The following is an 18,942-nucleotide window of genomic DNA, read 5'->3' as shown; positions in this document are numbered from 1 at the left end:
AGATTATGGAAAACAGCACCACAATTGACCACAATGAAGCTGGTGAAGAGCTGCGCGCCGATGTGGCCGGTGGCACGACCATTCCGGCAGAAGAGCTGGAGCGACTGACAACGGATATTGTTGGCGCGCTCAAGACCGTCTTCGATCCGGAGCTTCCTTGCGACATTTATGAGCTTGGTCTGATCTACAAGGTCGACATTGAGGATGACCGGTCCATCAACATCGATATGACCCTTACGGCACCTGGCTGTCCGGTCGCCGGCGAAATGCCAGGCTGGGTTCAGAACGCCGTTGAATCGGTCGCAGGCATCGGTCTGGTCAATGTTGATATGGTTTTTGACCCGCCCTGGAGCCCTGAACGCATGTCCGATGAGGCGAAAGTTGCTCTCAACTGGTACTGAGGCGAGTGTCTGACTTTGGTCAGGGGCTTTTTACCAGACACGATCCATCCTATATATAAAACAGGATGTAGATCTCGTACCCGAGGATATCATGGCTGCACCACGTAAATTTCAGGTGATGACACTGACCGACGCTGCCGCAGAGCGCGTTCGCGACTTGGTGGACAATGCAGACAAGCCTGTGCTTGGACTCCGGGTCGGTATCAAAAAGGGTGGCTGCGCCGGTATGGAATACACCATGGATCTGGTCGCTGATCAGAAGCCGGGTGATGACATGATTGATGAGAAGGGCGCTAAGATCTTTGTCGATCCGTCTGCCGTTCTTTTCCTCCTGGGAACGGAAATGGATTTCGAAGTGACGAAATTCCGATCCGGGTTTCTTTTCAAAAATCCCAATGAGGTCTCTGCCTGCGGTTGCGGCGAATCCGTTTCGCTTCAGGCAGCCGTTGATCCGTCTACGCTCTCGCCTCAGGCTTAGATTGAATGTCTCTCTTTGAGCGTCTTCGCGACGATAATCTGGACGCATGGAAGTCCTATACGCAGCATGCGTTCGTCAAGGGGCTTGCTACTGGTGATTTGCCTGAAAAAGCGTTCAGGACCTACTTGAAACAGGACTATCTATTCCTGATCCATTTCTCCCGTGCCTATGCGCTTGCTGTCTATAAGTCCCCCGGGCTGTCAGATATGCGACAGGCGCTGGAGGGGCTTAAAGCGATCATGGATATGGAGATGGATCTTCATGTTGAGCTTTGCGCCAGCTGGGGGGTATCGCGCGAGCAACTTGAGACGACGCCCGAAGCCAGTCAGACCATGGCCTACACGCGTTTTGTTTTAGAGACCGGACTGCGTGGTGATTTACTGGATCTTCAGGTGGCTCTTGCACCTTGTATTATCGGCTATGGTGAAATAGCGCGCGATAACGCTTCTGCCACGCCCAAAGGTCCTGCCGCCGCAACTTATCGCCGCTGGTTGGACGAATACGCCAGTGAGCCGTACCAAGACGTTGCTGTCGATTTTATACGCTGGATGGATAAGACATCTCAGATTTATATGACCGAGGCGCGCTTTTCAGCGTTGTCCGTCATCTTCAATCAGGCCAGCCGTCTTGAGGCGGATTTCTGGCAGATGGGTCTTGAAGACTAAAGTGTTCTTGCACCCGATGGCATTAAAATAATTCTCTTGAGTGATGTGCTCAGCGTCTGATTTTTTATAGAATAAATTGACTTGCAAAATCTGATTTAGGCGACTTCTGAGCTGTCGATTCTATCGTCCGTGTTCTTTAGGTCTTCCTCACTCATGATCATGTTCCGTCCTCCATGTTTTGCCGCATAGAGGGCTTCATCTGCCCGTGCAATCAAGCTGTGAGCCGTGTCATCGGGTTTAAAAGTGGATATTCCGATGGAAACGGTAATACGCCCCAGGTTCTCACCGGTCGAGCGTTTGACCAATTCCTTTGACATCACAGCGACGCGGATCTTCTCAGATATCTTTGCAGCCTGTGCGAGTTGAGATTGCGGCAATATGATTGCAAACTCCTCACCACCATAGCGACAGGCAGTGTCACGGTTCGATACGTTATGTTTGACTGCCAGAGCAACGAGGCGGAGGACCTGGTCGCCGGTTTGATGTCCAAACGTGTCATTGAATTTCTTGAAGTGATCGATATCTGTCAGGAGCAAGGCAAAAGAAGATCCACTTTCTTTAGCTTGGCCAATAGCTTGTTCCAAAGAATGATCAAAATGCTTGCGGTTGTTAAGCGTCGTTAATTCGTCGGTCAGCGATTCGTAGCGAATGGCTTCCAAGCTGTCCTGAAGAATTTCGATTTGGCGCTTGGATTCGCGTAATTGCGTTTCCAACTCCTTGTTAGAAGAGACGGCAGTTCTGGTTTCCTGCGCCATGTTTTCGACGAAAAGCTGCAGTTTTTTTGGGTCTCTCAGGGAGCCCAACTTGGCACCGGCTCGTTCCAATGACGATCCGTAATCAGAAGTCGCATCAGCGCTCATCTTAAGCGTATCCACGATGGATTGCACTTCTTCACCGACTTTGGAGCCGACATCATTGATGCGGTCTCCCAAGCGTGTTGGAGCAAGATATTTCCCATATATGGACTGCATTTCCTCAGTGGAAACACTACCCTTTTCCTTGATCACACTGTTTATGGCCCTATTCAGACCATGATTGTATCCGGCGGAGTAAGTATACCAAAGCTCATAAGAGCGTGGGTAAGCCGGGAGTGTATTTCTTTTAATATATGATAGTGCGGACTCACCATAAAAAATAGTCCGCTGATGATTGTCGTCATCCTGCATCTTAAAACCTGCACTTAAAGCAAGGTCCGCCACCCCATAATAGCGAACCGCTTACAGTGTAAAATCCTACAATAAGCTTTAAGGTCAGGTTAAGCGTAATGCAATTACTGCCCCTAAGTTTCTTAAGATGCTTTTTTAGTTCGTGGATCGCGTAACAAGAAAGCTGGAATATGCCCACCTACGCCAAATGCAGGTTCGCTCTTATCTGACTTTCCGCGTCGAGCCGGCTGTTGTTTAGGTGTCGAAGTTGTTTCAGTCTTCTCGACTTTTGCAGGTCTGCGGCGCGGTTTTGGAGCCGGTGCCTCTTCGGCAACAACTGGCGTTGCTTCAGGCTGCTCTGTCGCAGTTTCCACCCGTGGAGCAGAGCGTCTGGAAGACCGTTTCTTGACGGGCTTTGGTTCCTTATTGTCCTGCTCGACAACTGGTGCATCGGGTTCAGATGTAACGGTGCTGGTGTTCGCCTCAGCTTTGGCTTTGCTGCGACTCGCGTCGGCTTTTGGTGCCTTGCTGTTGCGCCTGCGACCTTTGCGTTCCTGGGCTGCCGCCTCGAAATCAACAGGCTCCCCAATCCAGTCGATGCTTCTTTCGATCAGACTTTCGATAGCTGCCAGATATTTCTGGTCGCCGGCGGTCACAATCGTACTGGCAACGCCGCTGCGTCCTGCGCGACCAGTTCGTCCGATCCGGTGAACATAGTCTTCCGCATGGCTTGGCACATCGTAGTTGTAAACATGGCTGACATCTGGAATGTCGAGACCACGCGCTGCAACGTCACTTGCAACAAGAAGAGTTACATTTCCCTTGCGGAAATTGTCCAGCATCATTGTTCGTGTGCGCTGGTCCATGTCTCCATGCAACGCCCCGACATTGTAGCCGTGGCGTTCCAGAGACCGGAACAAAGTAGTGATGTCGCGCTTCCGGTTGCAGAATACGATGGCGTTCTTCAGATCTTCAGCGCCTTCGAGAAGCTCGCGCAAAGCTGCGCGTTTGTCGAAGTCCTTACCTTCAGAAGCCTTCAGCTGCTGTGTGACGTTGATTGATGTTGATGATGTTCGAGCGACTTCTACCTTGGCAGGGTTCTGCAGGAATGCTTCGGTCAGCCGCTGGATTTCCGGCGGCATTGTCGCGGAAAAGAACAGTGTCTGGCGAGTGAACGGGATCAGCTTACAGATGCGCTCGATATCGGGAATGAAACCCATATCGAGCATGCGGTCTGCTTCATCGATCACGAGAATTTCGACGCCCTGTAGCATCAATTTTCCACGTTCAACATGATCCAGGAGACGGCCAGGAGTCGCGATGAGTACATCAGCGCCTCGGTCGATAATCTTGTCCTGCTCACCAAAAGAAACGCCACCGATAAGAAGCGCAACATTCAACTTGTGGTTCTTGCCATATGTTTCAAAATTTTCTTGAACCTGTGCCGCCAATTCACGTGTTGGCTCAAGGATCAAGGTTCGTGGCATCCGTGCACGGGCGCGGCCCTTTTCCAGCAGAGTCAACATCGGCAGGGTAAAGCTGGCTGTCTTCCCTGTACCGGTCTGAGCGATGCCCAGCACATCCCGGCGCTCCAGAACGTGAGGAATGGCACCTGCTTGAATTGCGGTAGGCTCTGTATATCCAGCTGCATCCACTGCAGCGAGAACCTTCTCGCTAAGGCCGAGTGTATTAAATGACATAGAGCGGTTTAGCCCGTGTAAGTTATTGGACGGATGAAAAGTTTGCGCGGAAACTCCAGCGCATAACGTGGCACACCCTACATTTGTTAGGGCACGAGTCAACGTTCACGGGCTCGAAAAGTAGATAAATGACCACTTGCCGCAGGTAAGAAACGTATTTCAGTTAATAGACGGCACGTTATTCGGCAAATCGGCATTTTTCACGGAAAATGTGCCGTTAGGGGAGATGAGGCTACGCACTCACGTTTCTTTTGTTGCTATGACAGAGAAGTTGATTCAATTGCCAATTCTGTCGCTTTGGTGTCCGTCTTTTTGTCGGTTAATGACAAGGCTCTCGACGCTTGGCTGAGCAGAAAAGAACAGTCTGTAATCCATTTGATAGCGTTGCCTCAGCAAATCCTGCATGGGGAGGCTGGCGAGTGTTTGCAGATGGTGCTGATCCGGCCCAGGCACATCAAATTTAATGTTATCCAGATTGAGTTCTTTGTGGGTCTGTTTTCTACTCATGTGGTCTTTGCCGGTGTGCTCCCTGAGATAGTTCAAGAGATGTTCAGGAGACCGTCTCAGTTCTGAAAGCTCAACAACCATGCCGGGTACGATGTTGGATCTATAGCTGAGGATCGAAGCCTGACTTCGCAACAAGTTGTCCGCTACGGTGTCACTCAACCCGGCAATACGTGAGGTGAAAGACTCCAAACTCATGGACTTGCTGAACTGGTTTGCCTCGAAATAAGCCGGAAGCGGGTCTTGGCTCTGGATGATCGTGTTATAGGCTGATGCAACGCGCTCTTCGGGAGGCTGCACCACTGTGAAAACGATAAAATCCGGATGCCTGCGTTTCAGCTCGCGGGCCGTCAGCAGTTCCATGTCGCTGTTCCAAGCATCTGAATTCAGCGGTTCTGTTGTATTTCCGAGATCGACGGAAGATGTCCCCGCTAATCTGCAGATGAGCTTTGAGATGGCTTTAAACGAGTCACCCGGTACACGCGCATAAGCAATGCCGATACTTGCGAAGACCATGTAATGATGGTCACGAAGGGGGCGTCTGCGTCGATCATAGACCGAGTATAGGGCCTTCAGCATGGAAGTCTCCCGATGTAATTACTTCTATCGGTAACTGATGCTGACAATTGGGTCAAATTCATAAAATATTAAGCCAGAAGCAGGGGCATCGGAATTAAGACGGAAAGGACGGAAATCGCGGGTCAGATATCTAGATCTTCTGCGAACTCCGCATTCTCCTGAATGAAACGGAATCGCGCCTCGGGCTTGTTGCCCATCAATTGCTCGACCGTTTTGTTGGTGAGTTCTTGTGTATCTTCAATGATACCGACTTTCAGCATGGTCCGCTTTGACGGATCCATTGTGGTTTCTTTGAGCTGTGCTGGCATCATCTCACCCAAGCCTTTGAAGCGGCCAATTTCCACCTTTGTTCTGCCCTTGAAAACGGTGCTCATCAGCTCATCCTTGTGAGCATCATCACGCGCATAGAGCGTTTTGCCACCTTGGCTGATCCGATAAAGTGGCGGGACAGCTAGGTAAAGGTGACCATTCTGGATGAGGTTGGGCATTTCGCGGTAGAAGAAGGTGATCAACAGAGACGCAATGTGAGCGCCATCAACATCCGCATCGGTCATGATCACGACTTTCTCATACCGCAGATCCTCGTCGCGGTATTGAGCGCGTGACCCACAGCCCAGTGCCTGTGAAAGGTCGGCCAGCTGTTGGTTTGCAACCAGTTTGTCACGTCCAGCATTGGCAACGTTGAGGATCTTGCCGCGGAGGGGAAGGATTGCCTGGTTCTTCCTGTTACGGGCCTGTTTGGCTGATCCTCCGGCGGAGTCTCCCTCAACGATGAACAGTTCGGTGCCTTCTGACTGGTTTGCAGAGCAATCTGCCAATTTGCCGGGCAAACGCAGTTTGCGCACAGCGGTCTTACGGGCGACGTCTTTCTCCTGGCGGCGGCGCAAGCGTTCGTCTGCCCGTTCAATCACCCATTCCAGCAGTTTGTTTGACTGATTGGGTGAAGCTGTCAGCCAGTGGTCAAATGCATCGCGCACGGCTGTTTCGGCAATCCTGGTCGCTTCGCTGGACGACAATTTGTCCTTTGTCTGCCCGACAAATTCCGGTTCGCGAATAAACACAGACAGCATACCGCCAGCGGACGTTAAAACGTCATCGCCGGTGATGACCGAAGCTTTCTTGTTGTTTGTCAGCTCACCGTAAGCCTTCAGGCCCCGCATCAAGGCGTAGCGAAGGCCTGCTTCGTGAGTTCCGCCTTCCGGGGTGGGGACCGTATTACAGTAAGAATTGATGAAACCATCGCCAGCAAACCAGCTGACGGCCCATTCCACAGAGCCGTGTCCGCCGGTCTTGGTGGTGCGCCCGGCGAAAATATCGTCAACGACCCGGCGTTCTTTTTCCAGCCGTTCTTCAAGGAAATCCTTCAAACCACCTGGAAAGTGGAAGACAGCTTCTGCTGGCGTTTCATCCTTCGCATCAATCAGCTCAGGATCACAGTGCCAGCGGATTTCAACGCCTCCGAACAGATAGGCTTTGGAACGCGCCATTTTGAGCAGACGGCTGGGCCTGAATTTGGTGCCCTTGCCAAAGATGTCTGCATCTGGCCGAAAACGGATCAGGGTTCCCCTGCGATTTTGAGTGTCTCCGACCAGTTCGATAGGGCCTTGAGCATGGCCGCGCTGGAATGTCTGGCGGTAGAGTTTTCGAGACCGGGCGACCTCGACAACGAGATCGTCGGACAGGGCGTTCACAACAGAGATGCCAACGCCATGGAGGCCACCTGATGTCTCATAGACCTTACTGTCGAATTTTCCGCCCGCGTGCAGCGTGGTCATGATCACTTCGAGAGCGGACTTGTCCTTGAATTTCGGATGTGGGTCGACGGGAATGCCGCGGCCATTATCAGTCACCGTCAAATAGCCGTCAGCACCAAGCGCAACATCAATCCAGGTCGCGTGGCCAGCCACGGCTTCATCCATTGAGTTATCAATGACTTCAGCGAAGAGGTGATGCAGAGCTTTTTCATCTGTTCCGCCGATATACATGCCCGGACGCCTGCGGACTGGCTCAAGGCCCTCAAGAACCTCAATGTCAGCGGCGGAATAGTCGCTGTCGATTGCATCTTTGGGCGAGAGATCTGGAACAGCAGCTGGTTTTGGGACTGCTTTTGTCGGCGCAGGATGCACAGCTGGGGCTTCTTCCGCGTTGGCTGCGGCTGCGTTTCCTGCAAACAGATCGTTTTTCGCGCTCATGCTGTCTGGTCCATCTGGCTCTTCGTAGGCCGTATCCCGTCATCGGCGCTTGGGCCTGTCGAGGCTCTATAGCCGAATCAAATTCCATTGTCTCAGAACAAAGAAGGAACAGCAAAGCGTTCGCGCAAAATGCCCCCGATTTTAACAGGCTAGGGACTGTTTTATATTTCGGAAAGAGAATTTCAACGTGTTTGAGGCTTCATGGAGAGCCTAAGGGAAATTTTGCTGATGAAAGCGGCACACAAGTGCGGGAGAGAGAATTTGCACAAGATCAAACAGCTTCAAAAAACCGGTGAGGTCGACCTCTACTGCAGTTTTGCGTTGTTCGCTTCAGCCGTATTGACGATGGTTATCGGCTAATTTGTGACCTTCTGGCAACAGTCGAGAAAGGAGTCGTGCCCGGACAAGGAGGAAGGCATTGCTGCCGTGGTTCGGCCATGTTTCACATTCATTCAAAAGTGGTCAGGCGCTTGATGGCGGTTTGACTGGTGACACGTGAGGGATGACGTTGAAGAACAGAGCAGCAGTATGGATTTGAACTCATGAGCCAATCTGTCTTGGGTTGGTGAAAGGGAGAGATTATTTCCAAATGTTACCTTTGTCTTGCCGCAATCACTTCAAGAAACGCCGTAGTCTGGTCGAAATAGGCCTCTACTATTCTCACCCAGTGGTGAGGAAGACAAATAGGCCGAAAGAGTATTGTATCATGTCCGCAGTGCGGAAGTTCATTTTGGTGTCCGGTTTGGTCGCGAGCATTTCCTCAGGAGCGCTCGCGTTCGATGGGACGCCTACGCAGAACCAGACCATAGGGCCCAGTGATGTGAGCCCGACAGAAGCCCTGCGTCATGGCGCCCGCCAATATTATTCCGGTGACAAGGTCGGGGCTCTGACCTCATTGCAATACGCTGCTGAGAAGGGCCAGCCTATGGCGGCCTGGAAACTTGGAAAAATGTACGCCAGCGGCGATGGCGTTCCCGAAGATGACCAGAAAGCTTTTCAATATTACAGCCAAGTCGTCCGGCAACATGGTAATGACCGGTCCGACAGTCCAGATGCGCCTTTTGTGGCCAGTGCCTTTGTTGCTCTTGGTAATTATTATCGTAAGGGCATTACGGACATGGTGCCGCAGAATATGGCTCGGGCAACCCAGATCTTTACCCATGCAGCGTCTTTCTTTGGTGATCCGGAAGCTCAGTATGAATTAGGCCGGATTTACCAGCCCAGCAGCGGTCGTATGGCGGTACGCTGGTATAATCTGGCTGCGATCAAGGGCCATGTCGGGGCTCAGGCACGGCTTGGAGAGACGCTTTTCAACACTGGACGTTCTGAAAGCCGCAAGGCGCGCGGGCTGATGTGGATGAGCGTTGCGTTAGAGCAGAGCAAAAGCGATCCGAATGCTGGCTGGATCCGAGATCTTCATGAGCAGTATTTCGCCCATGCAAGTGAATCCATACGCCGTTCCGCAGGGGCCATGGCAGACACCTGGATGGCGCAAAACCGGCCGGATCTGATTGAGACGACAACAACCACAGCCTCAGCCCCACAAATCGCGCAATAGCAGTCCTGTTGCGCTGATCCCAGGTTATCCCGCCAGCTGATCAGGTTTTTGTCGACCACATTGTCCGAGGCGTTATCTGGGCAGACGGGCAGGGGCTGTCGGTGAATTTCCAAGAGGTGTTGTTCTGCATCATGCCGCACTCTGCGAGCATCAGACCGCCCGGCTGCTTCAGGCAGACAATTTCTCCAAGTTCATACCTGTGGCCTTTGTAAAGACAGGTGCAGTTGACTTTAGGTTGGAATTGCGTGCGAGCGGTGGCAAGGTTTTGGATCTTAGTCTCTAGAGACGGTTCAATGCCCAGTACGGTGGAGGCACCAAGAGAGAGACTGCATCCAAGAACAGTTGCTGAAAAAAGGCGGCGTCCGGTTTTGGTTATTCCCATCACGGTGATCCATGCTCTGCAATTCATCATAACATGGAACATTTGATTAGGAAAATATCGTCCTAATCTGGCTGGTCTAGCTGTGGACTTGCCTGTTAATCAGGCTGCCAGATCGACCCAGACAGGCACATGATCGGACGGCTTGTCCCAACCTCTGACGTGTTTGTCGATGCCGCAGCCATTGAGTTTGTCGGTTGCTTGCGGTGACAGCAAAATATGGTCAATCCGGATCCCGTTATTCTTCTGCCAGGCACCGGCCTGATAATCCCAGAACGTATAGGTCTCAGGGGCCTCTGTGCAGGCGCGGACGGTTTCGGTCATGCCCAGGTTGATCAGGGCTCGGAAATTCTGCCGACTGATCGGCTGGAATAACGCGTCTTCGCTCCAGACTTCCGGACGAGCGGCATCGATTGGATCCGGAATGACGTTGTAATCGCCGAGCAGAATAAAGGGTGTTTCTTCAGCCAACCGCATTTTGGTGTGTTCGATCAGACGGTCCATCCAACTGATTTTATATGGAAATTTCTCGGTTCCGAGGGGGTTGCCGTTGGGCAAATACAGACAGCCAAACCTCAACGCGCCTGCGTCGGTCGAAACGCTTGCCTCAATGTAGCGGGCCTGTTCGTCGCTGTCGTCGCCTGGAATGCCGCGTTGAACGTCCTCAAGGGGGCGCTTGGACAGGAGAGCCACTCCGTTGAAGCCCTTCTGTCCATGAGTTTCCAGATTGTAGCCAAGATCCTCGATGGCTTGACGCGGGAAATTCTCATCGACTGATTTGATTTCCTGAAAACAGGCGATGTCTGGCTGGGATTCTCCAAGCCACTCGCGAACCGTATCGATACGCGCTTTGACACCGTTGATGTTCCAGGTGGCGATTTTCATGAGACTGCGTCCAGCTTGTCAATGAGATTTGCGCAAGCTTAGCATTCGGAAGACGCGCCTGTCCTGCTCGCAGCTTTAGATCTGGCCGTAAATCCAATGAAAACAGGTCGCAATCATCACGGCTAATCGGCTTAGCTGCGTGGTTTCGTGATCAGGGGGCGTGCTTAGATCGTGAAGCTGGTACCGCAACCGCAGCCTGCAACTGCGTTCGGATTGGTGATCTGAAAGGCCTGGCCAATGATGTCATCCACGAAATCGATTTCGGATCCACCCATATATTGCAAGGAGATCGAATCAATCAGCACAGAAATACCGTTTTTCTCAAGAACAAGATCATCATCACCCTGCTCGGTGACCAGATCGTATTTATATTGAAGCCCGGAACAGCCGCCGCCTTCAACGCTAACGCGCAAAGCTGTGCCCGCTGGTTCATTTGCGATAATCTTGGCGATCCGCTTGGCAGCACGATCGCTGACTGTTACGGGATGTTCAAGTGTTTCAGTCATGTTGCCGCCGTTAGCTCAGTTGCCATGTCTGATCTTAAAGTCCTTTGGACCTGGATCGACATATCGTCTTACAACGATAGGTATGGTCTGTGAGGGCCTGCGTCAATGTTTGACGCGGTTGATTGGTGAAATTGGGCCGCGTTTTGGCTGCGTGAAAGTGAATAAGGCAGAATAAAATGAAAGCTGATCTGGGATATGGCGGACAAGCGCGTGCAGTGTTCGCACAGGATCCTTTCAAAAGCCTTGGTCGGCTATATCCGGAGCCGGATAGCCAGACACGCACGCCGTTTCAGCGCGACCGGGATCGCATCATTCACTCTTCGGCGTTTCGGCGCCTGAAGCACAAGACACAGGTTTTCGTTTATCACGAAGGCGATCATTTTCGCACCCGGCTGACCCACACCATTGAAGTGTCGCAAATCGCGCGGTCTCTGGCACGGGCGTTGAAGCTGGATGAAGATCTGGCCGAATGCCTGGCGCTGGCCCATGATCTGGGGCACACGCCATTTGGTCATGAAGGTGAAGACGTCCTGCATGAATGCATGGCCAGTTTCAACGGATTTGACCACAATGCACAGTCGCTCAGGGTCGTCACCTCTCTTGAGCAGCGCTATGCCGAGTTCGATGGCCTGAATCTGGCATGGGAAACTCTGGAAGGACTGGTCAAACACAATGGGCCGTTGCTATCGGCAAATGGCGTGCCACTTGGAAAATTCACTGACAGTGTGCTGCCATTTGCTGTCCGGGACTATGCGGAAAAGCAGGACCTTCGGCTCGATACATGGCCAAGCGCCGAGGCTCAGGCCGCAGCGATTGCTGATGATATCGCTTATGATGCACATGACCTTGATGATGGCCTCAGAGCTGGGCTTTTTGCCATTGATGAGATGATGGAAGTGCCGTTTCTCTCAGCCATTCTGCAAGAGGTGGATCAAAAGTACCCCGGCCTTGAAGAAAGCCGCAGAATTCACGAAATCGTTCGCCGCTCGATCACGCGGATGGTCGAAGATGTAATCAGTGAGGCTTTCAAGAGGCTTAAGGCGCTTGATCCAAAGTCATCGACCGATGTTCGCAATGCAGGCCATTGTGTTGTCGACTTCTCGCCTGAAATGGCGGTTGCGGAAAAGGAAGTGAAACGCTTTCTGTTCGCGAAAGTCTATCGGCACGAAGATGTCTTGGCGGTTCGCAGACAGGTTGCGCGGGTGGTTCATGAGCTTTTCCAGAGGTTTAATGCCAAACCTCATGAAATGCCGGCGCCGTGGTGTGATGGACTTGAAGGACTAACTGAAGAGCAGGTTGCGCGCCGTGCCTGTGATTACATTGCGGGCATGACGGATCGTTTCGCAATTGAAGAACATCGCAGGCTGTTTGACGATACCCCGGAATTGGGTTAGGCCGCATATTGAATTCGGCCCTTGCAGCGCCGGGCGGCAACGCCTGCAGCGCGCGGGGCCGTTGGTCTTGTAAGTTCCTGCCGGTTGGATGGTTATGAATATTTTCGCCGAATTTGCTGAACGCGTCAAAGCGGCAGTCTCCAGCCTGGGTCTGGAAGCTGTAAATGGTCACGCGCTGGACCTGTCTCGTATCACCGTGGAATCGCCCCGCGATCCCTCACATGGTGATCTGGCGACCAATGCGGCCATGGTGCTCAACAAACAAGTTGGCATGAAGCCACGCGATCTTGCCGAAAAGCTTGCCGAAGCTCTGGGGCAAGATGCTGATGTGCGCGAAGTATCAGTGGCGGGGCCTGGGTTCATTAATCTGAGACTTGCGCCTGCCGCCTGGCACCGTGTGCTGGCTTCCATCGTCGGCAAGGGGCTGAAATTTGGCTGTTCCACGATGGGCGGCGGAAAAAAAGTCAATGTTGAGTATGTTTCAGCAAACCCGACCGGCCCCATGCATGTTGGTCACACCCGCGGTGCTGTTGTCGGCGATGCACTGGCCAATCTGCTGGCCTATGCCGGCTATGATGTGGTGCGTGAGTATTACATCAATGATGCCGGCTCTCAGATCGATACCTTGGCCAAGAGTGCCTTCCTTCGGTATCGTGAAGCGCTTGGCGAGGATATTGGTGCAATTCCTGCGGGCCTTTATCCGGGCGATTATCTGAAGCCTGTTGGTGAGCGTCTTGCCGAGATCCATGGCAATGCCCTGATCACGATGGCAGAGGTCGAATGGCTGCCAATCGTCAAGGCAGATGCTGTCGAGGCGATGATGGATCTGATCCGCCAAGATTTGCTGCTGCTGAACGTCAAGCACGATGTGTTTTTCTCGGAAAAAACGCTTCATGCGCAAGACGGAAATGCGCCATCAAAGATTGATGAGATGCTGGATGTTCTGCGCGGCGACGGCCTGATTTATGAAGGCACACTGCCGCCGCCAAAAGGGCAACTGCCTGATGATTGGGAAGATCGCGAACAGACGTTGTTTCGGGCGAAAGATTATGGCGATGACACAGATCGTGCTTTAAAAAAATCAGATGGCTCGTATACTTACTTCGCTGCAGATGTTGCCTACATGCGCGATAAATATCTGCGTGGCTTCGAAGAGATGATCTTTGTTTTGGGGGCAGATCACGGCGGCTATGTGAAGCGTTTGCAAGCTGTTGGTAATGCGATTTCTGGCGGAAAGGCAGACGTCATCGTACGCCTTTGTCAGTTGGTCAAACTGTTCCGGGCTGGTGAACCGGTCAAGATGTCCAAGAGGTCCGGCGACTTCATCACCTTGCGGGATGTGGTCAACGAAGTGGGACGTGACCCTGTGCGTTTCATGATGCTGTATCGTAAGAATGATGCGCCGCTTGATTTTGACTTCCAGAAGGTGACCGAGCAGTCAAAAGACAACCCGGTTTTCTACGTTCAGTATGGCCATGCTCGCTGTCGTTCTGTGTTGCGTCAGGCTGCTTCAGAAGCGCCAGATCTTGATCTGACTGATTCTACTTTCGCTGATGCAGACTTTTCTTTGCTAGATGACAGTGGAGAACTGGAATTGATTTCGAAGATGGCCGAGTGGCCCAAGATTGTTGATGCAGCCGCAGAAACACACGAACCACATAGGGTTGCGTTCTACCTTTATGAGCTCGCGAGTTCCTTGCATGGGCATTGGAATCGGGGCAAGGAATTGCCGCAATTACGGTTTATTAACACTGATAATACCAATTTAACCGTGGCGCGTCTTGCCTTGGTGCGTGCAGTGTCTTTGATACTTGCTTCAGGGCTTGGGGTTCTCGGTGTTGATGCACCAGAGGAAATGCGCTGACGTTGTAACAAGGTTGTTTGCTGGATCGTGAACCGGCAAGCACAGATGATTTGGCCGGATTGCACCACGCCCATGGCAAAAGACGATAATTATCCGACCTCCGATGCGCCGCCGGTAGAAGACCCGTTGGTTGAACTGGCTCGCATTGTGAACCGCAATAGGCAGCCAGGGGACGATGTGAGTAGCGATCGCGTTGGAAGTACGGACTATTTTGCAGGTCTAGAAGACATTAGCCACGAGGCTTCTACAGGTGTATCGGCTGCGAAAGCGCCACAGGTGCGCATAGAGCCTGTTGTTTCTTCAGATCACGCTTCGACAGTTGCGCCTGTTTCCTATCCTGTGTCCCAAGGCTCTGAGCCTCATTTTGCTGAACAACCAGTCGCAGTTTCTGAAGAGACTTCGGTTCAGACTGGAGACTTTGCGCCTCAGGATTTACATATTGATGATTTGCAGTCCGAAATTCCGACGACGGCTTTTCCGGAGACAGATCCGCAAGTGAATTCGGAAGATGCGTTGCTGGATCTTGGTCTTGAGATTCCAGAGAGCAAGCTCGAACATGGTTTGTCCCTTGATCTTGAAACAAGCCTGACTGCCGAATTGGAAGACGAGCTGATCGGCGCATTTCGCCAGACGTTCGATGCAGCACCGGCAGCGGTGCCTGAGATTGCCGCAATCGAAGCCGTGGGGGCTGCGGTTGATGAGGCTCCCTATCGGGCTGAATCACACGAAGCGCTGCCACAAGAAGTTCTTGGCTATCAATACACTGAGAATGCAGAGCCTGCTTTCCAAGATTCCAGAGCTGAAAGCTCTGGTTATGAAAATTCAGGCTATGAACCGCTTGGCCAGACTGGATACGAGCAAGCTAAAGACGATTCTTTGAGTGTTGCGCCTCAGGGCTATGTTGAGGAAGCACCTGTTGAAACCTATGCCCCTCGCGAAGATTATCGTAGCACCCTTCAGACGGCTGACTATGCCGTTGATACAGGTGCTTCTTCACGCGAGGCTCAAGGTTACGAGCGTGATCACGCGGTTTCGACCCGTTCTGAGACAGCTCCAGAACCAAGCCCTGAAGATGATCTGTTTGCAGAACTCGGGTCGATGGCAACCGTCGATCCGATAAATTCTGCTGCCGCCGGATCTTCGGCAAATCAGTTCGACACGCTTTTTGCTGAACTGGATACGAAGCCTGGCGTTCAAAGTGTTGCTGAAACGGCGAATGACATCGATGATATGGCCTGGCCAGCAGCCGCTTCTGCTGTTCCGGTGGTTTCCGATGATGAATTGCCACCGCCACCGCCGGAAGGTTATGATCTGGATGCAGTTGCAAAGGCGATGCATGAGGGGGATCCAACCCTTGGAAACGCTGGAGTTTTGCCTCCGCATACTCGGGCCGAGAAGGCCGCTGCACCGCATGCGCCTGCTTCATCACGCAAAGGACTTTATGCGGCGGCTGCTGTGCTTGCCGTTGCCGTTCTAGGTGGTGTTGCATTCTTGTTTTCAGATGGATCGTCAATTCGGATACCAGATGGACCGCCGCCGGTGATCGCAGGGCTGGCTGGTCCTTTGAAGATCTATCCGGATGCAGAACCAAAGCAGGATGATCAAAGTTCCAAGTTGATCTACGACCGGGTTGGAAATGTTCAGGATAATTCGCGTGAGCGTCTTGTTCTTCCGGAAAAAACACAACCGGCACAGTTGCCGCCTGCACCTGAGGGTGTTGTCAGCTCTGATCCGTTGGTTCCAGGTGCTCCAAAGAAAGTTCGCACATTGGTCGTCCGGCCTGATGGAACAATTGTCGATGATCAACAGCCGTCAGCTCCTTTGCCGAACACGCCAAGAACAGTCTCGACAACGCCTGTGACTGCGACCCCGGCTCCGCCTGTGCAGGTGGAAGCCCCAGCTACGACACCGTCGCTTTCTACGCCTGCGATTGTCTCCGCGGCGACCACAGCAGTGGGAACAGTCGATCAGACGAGCCCTGCAGGTATTGTCCCGTCTGTGCTTCCGAGGAAAAAGCCTGCGGTTCCAACCAGAACGGCTCGTGTGACACAATCTGGAACGTCCAGCGGTCCGTTGGATCTGAACAACTCTGCATCTCAGATTGCCCCGGCAGCCGTTCAGCAGGCAGCACCTGCTGTTGTCTCGACCGCTGGTGGATCCATAGCGGCAGGGACTTACGTTGTTCAGGTAACGTCGCAACGCTCTGAAAGTGCTGCGCGGGAAACCTACTCAACCTTGCAGCGGAAGTTCCCATCTGTTTTGGGCAACCGCAATGCAGTGATCGTTTCAGCGGTCCTTCCAGATCGTGGTACTTTCTATCGGGCACGTATTCCGATGGGCTCACGAGCAGACGCCTTGAACCTGTGCGAAAGCCTTCAGGGCGCTGGCGGCGACTGCTTCGTACGCAGGAATTAACGGCACGAGATTGTCTATGATATCAAAAAGGCCGACGAGGATCTCGTCGGTTTTTTTTGTTAGCTCAATAGGGCATTAGCAAGGAATGGCAGGCTCTTGTCCATTCGGTAATCGACGGATGAATGGGTGTCCTCAAATTCTTCATAGACATGATCAACACCAGCTTCGTTGAGCTTTCGGGTCATCCTGCGAGCACCATAGACCAGATTATATTGGTCAATGGTCCCGCAATCGATCCATAGGCCCTTGAGAGACTTGAGCGCGTCTGTGTGCTTGTCCGCCATGACCACAGGGTCCCAAGCCAGCCAATTTGCCCAAAGCGCCTCATCTAATTCACAGGTCTGAAGATCGACGGGCAGTCGAACGCCATAAGGCGCGCTTGGGTCAGGGTCATAGGTGGCGGCCATGGCGAAGGTCATCAGATCATGCATGGAAGAGCCTGGGTATTTCGGTCCGGCGTGAAAATCATCGATAAAGGCTCCAATTGAGCCCTTGCGCTTAATGGCCCTGAGTGCGCTTGGCATTTCCGGCAGGTAACAAAGCTCAAACGCCATGTCGCCCGAGTGACAAGCTGCAGCCGACCAGACATCTGCATGGAGCATGGCATGAACCAGGGAACCATAGCCGCCGGATGACTTGCCAAAGCAGGCCCGTTTTCCAGCGCCACCACAGTCAAAGCGACTTTCGACGGCATCCAACATCTCTGTTGTCAAAAACGTCGCCCAGGGCCCCATGGCGGCGCTGTCGATGTACTGATTGCCGCCCAGTTTGGTAAAACAATCTGGAAATGCGACGGCGACAGGGCGCAATGTGCCTTCATGGATCAATCTGTCGAGCCGCTCAGGCACATTCTCGCCGAAGTTTTTCCAATTCACATGGGCTGGTCCACCAGAGGTGAAACCGACCAGGTCGACCAGCAGCGGCAGATCTTTTCCGGTGTGCCCATTGGGGATATAGACCACGATTTCACGTGTGGCAGTATCGCCCAGCATGTTGTTCTGGAGGATTTTTGAGGCCACGGGCAAGCGGTGCAGTGTGCCAGCTGGAATATCGGAATGGGCGCGCATGGGAACTCCGCTAACAGGGGACGCTATGGAAAGGAAAGGGTATTTTCAGTTCCTATATGGTGCCGGTTTCAATCCCTGTGCAAGACCTTTGCTCCGTATTGATATGAGGTTCCGGCACTCTGTTTTGATCGCGGATCACTGGTGAAGCTTGACCCGCCATGACAGCAAAGCTAAGGCCTTGTCATGACCAAGGCTTTTATCAGCGGTTGTGCCGGGCTCAGTCTGACGCCAGCCGAAATCGATTTCTTCTCCTCGGAAGATCCCTGGGGGCTCATTCTGTTTCGCCGCAATTGCGAGACACCTGAGCAGATTAGCGAGCTTGTGCAGTCTTTCCTCGAGGCTGTAGGACGCAGCAATGCGCCGGTGCTGATTGATCAGGAGGGCGGCAGAGTGCAGCGTTTGCGCCCGCCCCATTGGCCCAAATATCCGCCTCAGAAGGTGTTTGGAGATTTGTTTCGGGCTGATCCTGCTCGAGGCCTTAATGCTGCGCGGATTGGCGCGCGTTTGATTGCCCATGATCTCTATAATCTGGGTATCAATGTGGATTGCCTGCCTTTGCTGGATGTCGCCTTTGCGGAAACCGTTGATGCCATTGGCGACCGCGCTTACGGCACGGATGCAAAGACCGTGGCTGAACTTGGCCGCGAAACCTGCAAAGGTCTGCTGGCTGGCGGGGTGTTGCCGGTCCTGAAACATCTGCCTGGTCACGGCCGTGCCGTCGTTGACAGTCATCTGGAGCTGCCGAAAGTGACTGCTGAACGCGCTGATCTGGATTCCGTGGATTTTATGCCTTTCAAGGCTTTGGCAACTTATCCGCTGGCTATGACGGCGCATATATTGTTCTCGCAGATCGATCCGACAGCACCGGCAACACAAAGCCGGGAAATTATCGAGGCTGTTATTCGTGGCAAGATGGGCTTTGATGGTTGCCTGATGAGTGATGACATCTCCATGAAAGCACTTGGTGGGGATATGCGGGAAAGGTGTTCTGCAACCTTTGGCGCTGGTTGCGATCTTGTGCTTCATTGCAACGGGGAAATGGATCAGATGGAAGCGGTTGCCGACGTTGCACCGGTGCTTTCGGGGCTGGCCGAGCTCAGGTGTGCGAAAGCACTGGCAGCTTTGCGGGTACCGGATGAGGATTTCGATGTCGATGCGGCAAGGGCCGAGTTTCAGATGTTGATCGGTGAAGCAAGCGTCTGATCTACGA

General features: G+C 52.8%; 15 protein-coding genes. 8 read left to right on the top strand and 7 right to left on the bottom strand.

Annotated elements, in window-relative coordinates; genetic code table 11:
* Positions 1 to 5 precede the first annotated feature (5 nt).
* The 3 genes from V6575_RS18150 (at position 6) to tenA (ending at position 1,544) form a co-directional block, all read left to right on the top strand.
* Entirely contained in the window at positions 6 to 401 is a 396-nt protein-coding gene (locus V6575_RS18150; protein ID WP_340276332.1) for an SUF system Fe-S cluster assembly protein, read from the top strand.
* Between the two features lie 91 nt (positions 402 to 492).
* Entirely contained in the window at positions 493 to 879 is a 387-nt protein-coding gene (gene sufA / locus V6575_RS18145) for a Fe-S cluster assembly scaffold SufA (protein WP_340276330.1), read from the top strand.
* A gap of 5 nt (positions 880 to 884) precedes the next feature.
* Positions 885 to 1,544, top strand: coding sequence for a thiaminase II (gene tenA, locus V6575_RS18140; RefSeq protein WP_340276328.1), 660 nt, complete (start codon positions 885 to 887; stop codon positions 1,542 to 1,544).
* Positions 1,545 to 1,639: 95 nt separating this feature from the next.
* On the opposite strand, the gene V6575_RS18135 is transcribed toward tenA, so the two are convergent.
* From V6575_RS18135 to parE, 4 genes are all read right to left on the bottom strand, one after another.
* A complete protein-coding gene (locus V6575_RS18135; protein ID WP_340276325.1) occupies positions 1,640 to 2,710 on the bottom strand; it encodes a GGDEF domain-containing protein in 1,071 nt (356 codons plus the stop codon).
* 122 nt (positions 2,711 to 2,832) lie between these two features.
* On the bottom strand, positions 2,833 to 4,389 hold the full coding sequence (locus V6575_RS18130; protein ID WP_340276323.1) for a DEAD/DEAH box helicase: 1,557 nt from the start codon (positions 4,387 to 4,389) through the stop codon (positions 2,833 to 2,835).
* Between the two features lie 276 nt (positions 4,390 to 4,665).
* Positions 4,666 to 5,472 (bottom strand): sulfotransferase family 2 domain-containing protein, encoded by an 807-nt coding sequence (locus V6575_RS18125; RefSeq protein WP_340276322.1) that lies wholly within the window; start codon positions 5,470 to 5,472, stop codon positions 4,666 to 4,668.
* Positions 5,473 to 5,594: 122 nt separating this feature from the next.
* Positions 5,595 to 7,664, bottom strand: a complete 2,070-nt coding sequence (parE, locus tag V6575_RS18120; RefSeq protein WP_340276321.1) for a DNA topoisomerase IV subunit B — start codon at positions 7,662 to 7,664, stop codon at positions 5,595 to 5,597.
* 706 nt (positions 7,665 to 8,370) lie between these two features.
* On the opposite strand from parE, the gene V6575_RS18115 reads away from it, so the two are divergent.
* On the top strand, positions 8,371 to 9,222 hold the full coding sequence (locus V6575_RS18115) for a tetratricopeptide repeat protein (RefSeq protein WP_340276319.1): 852 nt from the start codon (positions 8,371 to 8,373) through the stop codon (positions 9,220 to 9,222).
* 481 nt (positions 9,223 to 9,703) lie between these two features.
* Here the strand turns inward: V6575_RS18115 and xth are convergent, their stop codons facing one another.
* Together xth and erpA are read right to left on the bottom strand one after the other, a co-directional pair.
* Positions 9,704 to 10,486 (bottom strand): exodeoxyribonuclease III, encoded by a 783-nt coding sequence (xth, locus tag V6575_RS18110; protein WP_340276317.1) that lies wholly within the window; start codon positions 10,484 to 10,486, stop codon positions 9,704 to 9,706.
* Between the two features lie 164 nt (positions 10,487 to 10,650).
* The gene (erpA, locus tag V6575_RS18105) at positions 10,651 to 10,992 is read right to left on the bottom strand and encodes an iron-sulfur cluster insertion protein ErpA (RefSeq protein ID WP_340276315.1); all 342 of its coding nucleotides are present in this window, start codon (positions 10,990 to 10,992) and stop codon (positions 10,651 to 10,653) included.
* A gap of 176 nt (positions 10,993 to 11,168) precedes the next feature.
* On the opposite strand from erpA, the gene V6575_RS18100 reads away from it, so the two are divergent.
* The 3 genes from V6575_RS18100 to V6575_RS18090 all read left to right on the top strand — a co-directional run bounded on the left by V6575_RS18100 (position 11,169) and on the right by V6575_RS18090 (position 16,665).
* Entirely contained in the window at positions 11,169 to 12,386 is a 1,218-nt protein-coding gene (locus V6575_RS18100) for a deoxyguanosinetriphosphate triphosphohydrolase (protein ID WP_340276313.1), read from the top strand.
* A 94-nt stretch (positions 12,387 to 12,480) separates the two neighbouring features.
* Positions 12,481 to 14,250, top strand: a complete 1,770-nt coding sequence (gene argS / locus V6575_RS18095; protein WP_340276311.1) for an arginine--tRNA ligase — start codon at positions 12,481 to 12,483, stop codon at positions 14,248 to 14,250.
* A 72-nt stretch (positions 14,251 to 14,322) separates the two neighbouring features.
* Entirely contained in the window at positions 14,323 to 16,665 is a 2,343-nt protein-coding gene (locus tag V6575_RS18090; RefSeq protein ID WP_340276309.1) for an SPOR domain-containing protein, read from the top strand.
* A 59-nt stretch (positions 16,666 to 16,724) separates the two neighbouring features.
* On the opposite strand, the gene V6575_RS18085 is transcribed toward V6575_RS18090, so the two are convergent.
* Entirely contained in the window at positions 16,725 to 17,732 is a 1,008-nt protein-coding gene (locus tag V6575_RS18085) for an alpha/beta hydrolase (protein WP_340276307.1), read from the bottom strand.
* Positions 17,733 to 17,915: 183 nt separating this feature from the next.
* On the opposite strand from V6575_RS18085, the gene nagZ reads away from it, so the two are divergent.
* Complete coding sequence (nagZ, locus tag V6575_RS18080; protein WP_340276305.1) at positions 17,916 to 18,935, top strand: beta-N-acetylhexosaminidase; 1,020 nt, start codon at positions 17,916 to 17,918, stop codon at positions 18,933 to 18,935.
* Positions 18,936 to 18,942: the final 7 nt, after the last annotated feature.

It is taken from the genome of Roseibium algae (assembly GCF_037783265.1).
Lineage (GTDB): Bacteria > Pseudomonadota > Alphaproteobacteria > Rhizobiales > Stappiaceae > Roseibium > Roseibium algae.
This window is presented reverse-complemented; position numbering and strand designations above follow the sequence as displayed.

Excerpts from the sequence above, each read along its gene's own strand:
- V6575_RS18150 (WP_340276332.1), top strand. The coding sequence starts at position 6 with ATGGAAAACAGCACCACAATTGACCACAATGAAGCTGGTGAAGAGCTG.
- sufA (WP_340276330.1), top strand. The coding sequence starts at position 493 with ATGGCTGCACCACGTAAATTTCAGGTGATGACACTGACCGACGCTGCC.
- tenA (WP_340276328.1), top strand. The coding sequence starts at position 885 with ATGTCTCTCTTTGAGCGTCTTCGCGACGATAATCTGGACGCATGGAAG.
- V6575_RS18135 (WP_340276325.1), bottom strand. The coding sequence starts at position 2,710 with ATGCAGGATGACGACAATCATCAGCGGACTATTTTTTATGGTGAGTCC.
- V6575_RS18130 (WP_340276323.1), bottom strand. The coding sequence starts at position 4,389 with ATGTCATTTAATACACTCGGCCTTAGCGAGAAGGTTCTCGCTGCAGTG.
- V6575_RS18125 (WP_340276322.1), bottom strand. The coding sequence starts at position 5,472 with ATGCTGAAGGCCCTATACTCGGTCTATGATCGACGCAGACGCCCCCTT.
- parE (WP_340276321.1), bottom strand. The coding sequence starts at position 7,664 with ATGAGCGCGAAAAACGATCTGTTTGCAGGAAACGCAGCCGCAGCCAAC.
- V6575_RS18115 (WP_340276319.1), top strand. The coding sequence starts at position 8,371 with ATGTCCGCAGTGCGGAAGTTCATTTTGGTGTCCGGTTTGGTCGCGAGC.
- xth (WP_340276317.1), bottom strand. The coding sequence starts at position 10,486 with ATGAAAATCGCCACCTGGAACATCAACGGTGTCAAAGCGCGTATCGAT.
- erpA (WP_340276315.1), bottom strand. The coding sequence starts at position 10,992 with ATGACTGAAACACTTGAACATCCCGTAACAGTCAGCGATCGTGCTGCC.
- V6575_RS18100 (WP_340276313.1), top strand. The coding sequence starts at position 11,169 with ATGAAAGCTGATCTGGGATATGGCGGACAAGCGCGTGCAGTGTTCGCA.
- argS (WP_340276311.1), top strand. The coding sequence starts at position 12,481 with ATGAATATTTTCGCCGAATTTGCTGAACGCGTCAAAGCGGCAGTCTCC.
- V6575_RS18090 (WP_340276309.1), top strand. The coding sequence starts at position 14,323 with ATGGCAAAAGACGATAATTATCCGACCTCCGATGCGCCGCCGGTAGAA.
- V6575_RS18085 (WP_340276307.1), bottom strand. The coding sequence starts at position 17,732 with ATGCGCGCCCATTCCGATATTCCAGCTGGCACACTGCACCGCTTGCCC.
- nagZ (WP_340276305.1), top strand. The coding sequence starts at position 17,916 with ATGACCAAGGCTTTTATCAGCGGTTGTGCCGGGCTCAGTCTGACGCCA.